This window comes from Streptomyces bambusae (assembly GCF_019400985.1).
In the GTDB taxonomy this organism is placed as follows: domain Bacteria; phylum Actinomycetota; class Actinomycetes; order Streptomycetales; family Streptomycetaceae; genus Streptomyces; species Streptomyces bambusae_A.
Genome location: NZ_WTFF01000391.1, coordinates 1 through 6,047, shown reverse-complemented (window position 1 = coordinate 6,047; position 6,047 = coordinate 1). Strand labels below are relative to the sequence as shown.

5 protein-coding genes and 1 pseudogene are annotated in these 6,047 nt (G+C 73.9%); 5 read left to right on the top strand and 1 reads right to left on the bottom strand.

Annotation, left to right across the window (positions count from 1 at the left end):
* Positions 1 to 41: 41 nt before the first annotated feature.
* Positions 42 to 998, bottom strand: a complete 957-nt coding sequence (locus GPJ59_RS32330) for a LysR family transcriptional regulator (RefSeq protein WP_219671477.1) — start codon at positions 996 to 998, stop codon at positions 42 to 44.
* Between the two features lie 97 nt (positions 999 to 1,095).
* On the opposite strand from GPJ59_RS32330, the gene GPJ59_RS32325 reads away from it, so the two are divergent.
* The 5 genes and pseudogenes from GPJ59_RS32325 to GPJ59_RS32305 form a co-directional block, all read left to right on the top strand.
* On the top strand, positions 1,096 to 1,722 hold the full coding sequence (locus tag GPJ59_RS32325; protein ID WP_258025253.1) for a short chain dehydrogenase: 627 nt from the start codon (positions 1,096 to 1,098) through the stop codon (positions 1,720 to 1,722).
* 465 nt (positions 1,723 to 2,187) lie between these two features.
* Positions 2,188 to 3,177, top strand: a complete 990-nt coding sequence (locus tag GPJ59_RS32320) for a malate dehydrogenase (protein WP_219671476.1) — start codon at positions 2,188 to 2,190, stop codon at positions 3,175 to 3,177.
* 115 nt (positions 3,178 to 3,292) lie between these two features.
* Positions 3,293 to 5,029 (top strand): hypothetical protein, encoded by a 1,737-nt coding sequence (locus tag GPJ59_RS32315; protein WP_219671475.1) that lies wholly within the window; start codon positions 3,293 to 3,295, stop codon positions 5,027 to 5,029.
* A gap of 2 nt (positions 5,030 to 5,031) precedes the next feature.
* A complete protein-coding gene (locus GPJ59_RS32310; RefSeq protein ID WP_219671474.1) occupies positions 5,032 to 5,541 on the top strand; it encodes a hypothetical protein in 510 nt (169 codons plus the stop codon).
* Positions 5,542 to 5,724: 183 nt separating this feature from the next.
* A pseudogene (locus GPJ59_RS32305) lies at positions 5,725 to 6,047 on the top strand (hypothetical protein); the annotation flags it as partial.

Sequence of the window (6,047 nt, the reverse complement as noted above, 5' to 3'; positions counted from 1 at the left end):
CTGAGAGTCACGACGCTAAGGTCTTGCGGACGCCACATATGTTAATAAGACACCGCCCCGCCCCCCCCCCCCGCCCCGGTGGGCCCCTCGGGCCCCGCGCGCCCCGCCGTCACCGCCGCCAGTGCGGACAGCACCGCGGCGATGGCCGGGCGGCCCTCCGTGCCCGACCGGACCAGGGCCTCCACGGTCCGCCCGTGCCCCGGCAGCGGCAGCACTGCCGCGCCGGACGGCGGGCTGTCGCACAGCAGCCCGGGCAGGATCGACACGGCCTGGCCCGAGGCCACCAGCCACAGCGCGCTGCGCAGGTCGGAACAGCTGTGCTCGATCCGCGGGGTGAAGCCGGCGTTGCGGCAGGCGTGCAGCAGCATCGCGCGGCAGCTGCTCGGCTCGGGCGCCGACACCCAGGCGTGCCCGCGCAGCGCCGCCAGACCCTCGCGCTCCACCGCCGGCCGCAGCGCCTCGGGCAGGGCCAGACACAGCGGGTCGGCGAACAGCGGTACCGCCGTCGTCCCCGTCGCGGGCGGCTCCCCGAGCAGGTCGTAGCGGTAGCCGACCACGACGTCCAGGCGGCGCCCGCGCAGTTCCGGCACCGCCTCCTCCGGCTCGGCCTGCACGATCCGGGGCCGCAGCCGGGGGTGCCGTACGGCGAGCTCGGCCAGCAGCGGGGCCGCCACCGTACGCAGGGCGCTCGGTGCGCAGCCGACGGCCAGGTCCCCGGCCACCTCCGCGTCCAGCGCGCGCACCGCGCCCTCGGCCCGCTCCAGTGCGGCCAGCACGTGCGCGCACTCGGCGGCGAGCGCCGCCCCCGCGGCGGTCAGCCGCAACCCCCGGCCCTCGCGCTCCACCAGGCTCGCGCCCGCCTCGGCCTCCAGGGCCCGCAACTGCTGCGAGACGGCCGACGGGGTCACCCCGTGCAGGTCGGCGACGGCGGTCACCCGGCCGTGTTCGGCCAGGTCGCGCAGGAGGACCATCCGCTTGACGTCGAGCATGTGCCGCATGGGGTCCAGCCTAGTCAGCTCAGCGTAGTTCTGCTTAAGGGATCGTGAAGGAGAGGTAGCTAGACTTCACGGTCGCCCTGGGGTGATGCTCGGACGCATGAGCCTCACGCGTCCGAAGAACCTGAAGGTCCTGCTGATCGGGGCGAACGGCACCCTCGGCCGGGCCGTCCACGCCGCTCTGGCCGAGCGCGGCCACGACGTGGTCACCGCCTCCCGCACCGGCGCCGACCTGTACGTCGACATCACCGACCCGGACTCGATCCGGGCCCTGTACGAGCAGGCCGGCCCCGTCGACGCGGTGGCCAACGCCGCCGGCTGGGTGCCCTGGCGCCCCCTGGGCGAGCTGACCACGGCGGACGTGCGGGCCGGCCTGGAGGGCAAGGCCGTCAGCCAGATCGAGCTCGTCCGGCAGGGCATGGACCGGCTGCCCGCGCACGGCTCGTTCACGCTGGTCACCGGCATCCTCGCGCGCGAGCCGCTGCTGACCGGCTCGATGGCCTCCCTCGCCAACGGCGCCGTCGAGGCCTTCGTACGGGCCGCGGCCATCGAGCTGCCCGGGCGCCAGCGCGTCAACGCGGTGAGCCCGACCGTCTTCGAGGAGTCGCTCGACGCGTACGGGGACACGTTCGCCGGCTTCGACGCGGTCCCGGTGCGGCGCGCGGCCGCCGCGTACGTCAAGTCCGTGGAGGGCCACCGGACCGGGCAGGTCTTCCGCGTGGAGTAGTGGAGCACCGGAGTAGTGGAGTTACCGGGCAGGGTCCTCCGCGTGGAGCAGTGCAGCAGTAGAGCAGTAGAGCAGTAGAGCAGTGCAGCAGTGCAGCAGTGGAGCAGTGGAGCAGTGGAGCACTGGAGCAGTGGGGCCGTGGAGCACTGAGCGGCCGAGCAGCCGGCGTGTCCGCCGAACAGGGGCACCGCCGCAGGGCGCGGGCGTGTCGCCCCTGGGCGCGGCAGCGGGGCGGGGGCCGCGCAGCAGCGGCGCTCAGGCCGCGGAACAGGGCCGGAGGCGGCCCTTCGCCTTCGAAACCTCGGCCCCGTGTGCCACGCACCACACGGGGGTGTGGATGCGGCCCCTCCCGTGTCCTATAGCCTGACCGCGGATGTCTCTTCACATCAAGATTCACCGGGAAGCGGCGTCCTCCAGCACATGGGGCAGGGACGCCCCACCCACAGCTGTCTAACGGAGAAGGCCATGACCCGCACTCCCGTGAATGTCACCGTCACCGGCGCCGCCGGCCAGATCGGGTACGCGCTGCTCTTCCGCATCGCGTCCGGCCACCTGCTCGGCGCGGACGTGCCGGTCAACCTGCGCCTCCTGGAGATCCCGCAGGGCCTCAAGGCCGCCGAGGGCACCGCCATGGAGCTCGACGACTGCGCCTTCCCGCTGCTGCGCGGCATCGAGATCACCGACAACGCCGACAAGGCCTTCGACGGTGCGAACGTCGCCCTCCTCGTCGGTGCCCGCCCGCGCACCAAGGGCATGGAGCGCGGTGACCTGCTCGCCGCCAACGGCGGCATCTTCAAGCCGCAGGGCAAGGCCATCAACGACCACGCCGCGGACGACATCCGCGTGCTCGTCGTCGGCAACCCGGCCAACACCAACGCCCTCATCGCCCAGGCCGCCGCGCCGGACGTACCGGCCGAGCGCTTCACCGCGATGACCCGCCTGGACCACAACCGCGCGATCTCGCAGCTGGCCGCCAAGACCGGTGCCGCCGTCTCCGACATCAAGCGCCTGACGATCTGGGGCAACCACTCCGCCACCCAGTACCCGGACATCTTCCACGCGGAGATCGCCGGCAAGAACGCCGCCGAGGTCGTGAACGACCAGGCGTGGCTGGCCGACGAGTTCATCCCGACCGTCGCCAAGCGCGGCGCCGCGATCATCGAGGCCCGTGGCGCGTCCTCGGCCGCCTCCGCCGCCAACGCCGCCATCGACCACATCCACACCTGGGTCAACGGCACCGCCGAGGGCGACTGGACCTCGATGGGCATCCCGTCGGACGGCTCCTACGGCGTCCCCGAGGGCCTCATCTCCTCCTTCCCGGTCGTCTGCAAGGACGGCAAGTACGAGATCGTCCAGGGCCTGGACATCAACGAGTTCTCCCGGACCCGCATCGACGCGTCCGTCGCGGAGCTCTCCGAGGAGCGCGACGCGGTGCGCGAGCTCGGCCTGATCTGATCAGGATCCGATCAGGATCCGATCAACACCGAAGCGCCCCGGGCAAACCTGCCCGGGGCGCTTTGGCGTGAATTCGCCTGCCGCCGGTATGTAAGGGAAAACTAAGGTCACCTCAGTGACCGACATCCCGATTCCCCCGCAGCCGAACGGCGGTTGGGACGACCCGCGGGCCGGGCGGCCGCCGGTCCACCCGTCCGTCAGCGAGGCCGGCCGACTGCTGTGCGCAGGCACCTACCTCGACGCGGGCTACCGCGACCGGGTGATCGACGAGCTGTACGTCCACGAGGAGCGCCTCGTCGCCCCCGCGTACGGCTTCGACACCACCCGCGTGCTGGCCCACGCCCTGCGCGCCCGCCGCTTCGAACTCGGCTGGGCGGCCGGCATACTCGCCGCCTGGTTCGTCGGCGGCCTCCTGACCTCCGGACTGCTGACGCTGGTGCTCGTACCGTTCCTGCTGCTGACGCTGGCCAACTGGCTGCGGGCGCGCGGCACGGTCCTGTTGCGCTTCCTCGGCCTGGTCGTCCGCATCTACGCGTGGTGGATGCTGCTCGTGCTGGTCGTCGCCCTCGTCGGGCTGGGGCTCGCGCTCGGCGGGGCCTTCGGCGAGGTCGTCGGGTTCGGCGCGCTGTTCGCCGTCGGCTCGCTGACCGGCTCCGGTCCGGGCTCGTCCGGAGGCGGGCTGGCCCTGTGGATGCTGCCGCTGACCTTCGCCGGCCTGGTCACCCTCGTCGCCCTCCAGCGCGGCCACGTCGCGCGCATCATCGCCGGCGAGCTCTCCCCGCGCCGCTACGCCGACCAGGCCGGGGACCCCGCCGAGGCGGCGCCCACGCCCCGGTTCGAGCGGATCCGCCGGCGGATCCGGGCCGAGCAGCACTCGCCGCTCGTCATGTACGACGTCAACGACCCGCTGTGCGGCGCGGGCGAGCCGTACTACCCCTGGCACCTGTCCGTCGAGCTGCGCCCCCGCGAGGACCTCGGCCCCGACCGCAAGCCGACGCCGGTCACCAACGCCGGCATCGTGGAGCAGATCGTGCCGCTCCTGCAGGCGCTGCGGGTACCGTCGCCGCACGGCTCGCCGGAGGCGGAGGCGGCCGTCATGGACCGGCTGCGCGAGCTGGTCATCGACGAGTGCACCTTCACGCCCGTCGACGGACTGGCGCACCGGGACGCCGCCCCGCTGGCCCCGCACATCTTCGCGGCGCAGCGGCCCGCCGCGATCGAGGAGGGCGGCGAGCGGCGCCGGCACTTCCTGCGCGTCCGGGTCGGCGGCTGGGACGAGAACCTCGTCGTCACCGTCTTCGTCCGGGTCCACACCCAGGGCGGGATGATGATGCTGGAGGTCGCGCCGCACGTACTGCTGCCGGTGCGCACCCGCTTCTACAACGCCGACGCCGACGCGCAGCGCTACCTGAACAACAACGCGCTCGGGAAGGCGGCCTGGGCGCTGGTGCACACCCCGGGCTCCTTCGCCGCGGCCGTGACCACCCTGGCCCGCGGTCTGGCCGGCTGGTGGCGGATCGTCACCGGCGGCCACGGCGGGGCCCGCGCCGAGGGCCCGCGGCTGTCCGTGCGGGAGCTGGCCTCGCAGGACAACGGCTCGATCTTCCACCTGATGGACGTCGACCGGTACCTGAAGACCATTCAGGACCGGGTGGTGCACGGGGTCACGCTCGCGCTGGACGCGGCGGGCTGGCACACCGAGGAGTTCGCGCGGCGCGGCACCGCCATCACCGTCGCGAGCGGCGGGACCTACATCGGCTCCATGGGCTCCTTCTCCGTCCACGACAGCTCGTTCAGCATCGGCGGGACGGGCGTGCACAATACGACCAACGGCACGAGGGGGACGAAGTAGCCATGGCGGACGAACCGCAGCAGCGGCACCAGCAGTCGCAGCAACCGCAGTCGCAGGAGCCGTCTTCGCCCAGGTTCGGGAACATCCACGGCAGCAGCTTCAGCATCGGCGGCACCAACGTCACGAACACGGTGCACAACACCACGACGACGGGCGGGCCGGAGCGGCGCCCGACGCCGGCCGAGCTGCTGGAGGCCGTACAGGACCTCCAGGTCGCGCTCGTCCGGCTGCCGCGCGGCGCGGACCGGGCGGAGCTGGGCGGAGAACTGGACGGGATCGCCGAGGCGCTGGAAGGACTGGTGGGACCGGTGGGCCCGGTGGGGCCGGAGGGCTCGACGGGTCCGGCAGGTCCGGCCGGTTCGGCAGGCCCCGCCGGTCCGGCCGAGGCGCAGGAGGTGCCGCAAGGCCTGGTCGGCCGGCTGCGCCGGGCGCTGGAGCGGTGGGCTCCGCTGGTCGAGGGCGTGAGCGCGGCGGCGGCCCTCGGCAGCCTCCTGACGAACCTGGGAGGCTGACCCGTGCCGTCCGCTCCCCGCTGGGACGCACAAAGCCAGCGCTGGGTCCACGACCCCGCTCCGCCCCCGGCCCCGGAGGCACCCCCGGCCGACGGTACGACGCCGGGCCCGCCGTCAGGCCCGCCGTCGTACGGGCCCGAGCCCGCCGCCGGGCCCCGCCCCCGCCGGCCGGACCTGCCGGCCATGCCCGCGTACGAACCCACGAGCGGGCCGTCGTACGAACCCACGAGCGGGCCGTCGTACGCGCCCACGAGCAGTCCCGCGTACGGGCCGGCGAGCGGTCCCGCCGGCAGTCCGGCGTACGAGCTGCCCACCAGCAGTCCCGCGTACGACCCCGCCGGCGGTCCCGCGTACGAGGCCGGCCGTCCCGCGTACGAGCAGCCCCCCGGCCCCGGCACCGGCCCCGGCCCCGGAACGGCGTTGCCCGAACCGGCCTATGTGCTGCCCGGCCCGCCCGGGTACGCCCCGGCCGGCCCCGGCGCGGCGGGGGTGCCGCCGCGCGGGCG

Bases quoted from the DNA above. Each gene is read 5' to 3' on its own strand.
- GPJ59_RS32330 (WP_219671477.1), bottom strand. From the start codon at position 998: ATGCGGCACATGCTCGACGTCAAGCGGATGGTCCTCCTGCGCGACCTG.
- GPJ59_RS32325 (WP_258025253.1), top strand. From the start codon at position 1,096: ATGAGCCTCACGCGTCCGAAGAACCTGAAGGTCCTGCTGATCGGGGCG.
- GPJ59_RS32320 (WP_219671476.1), top strand. From the start codon at position 2,188: ATGACCCGCACTCCCGTGAATGTCACCGTCACCGGCGCCGCCGGCCAG.
- GPJ59_RS32310 (WP_219671474.1), top strand. From the start codon at position 5,032: ATGGCGGACGAACCGCAGCAGCGGCACCAGCAGTCGCAGCAACCGCAG.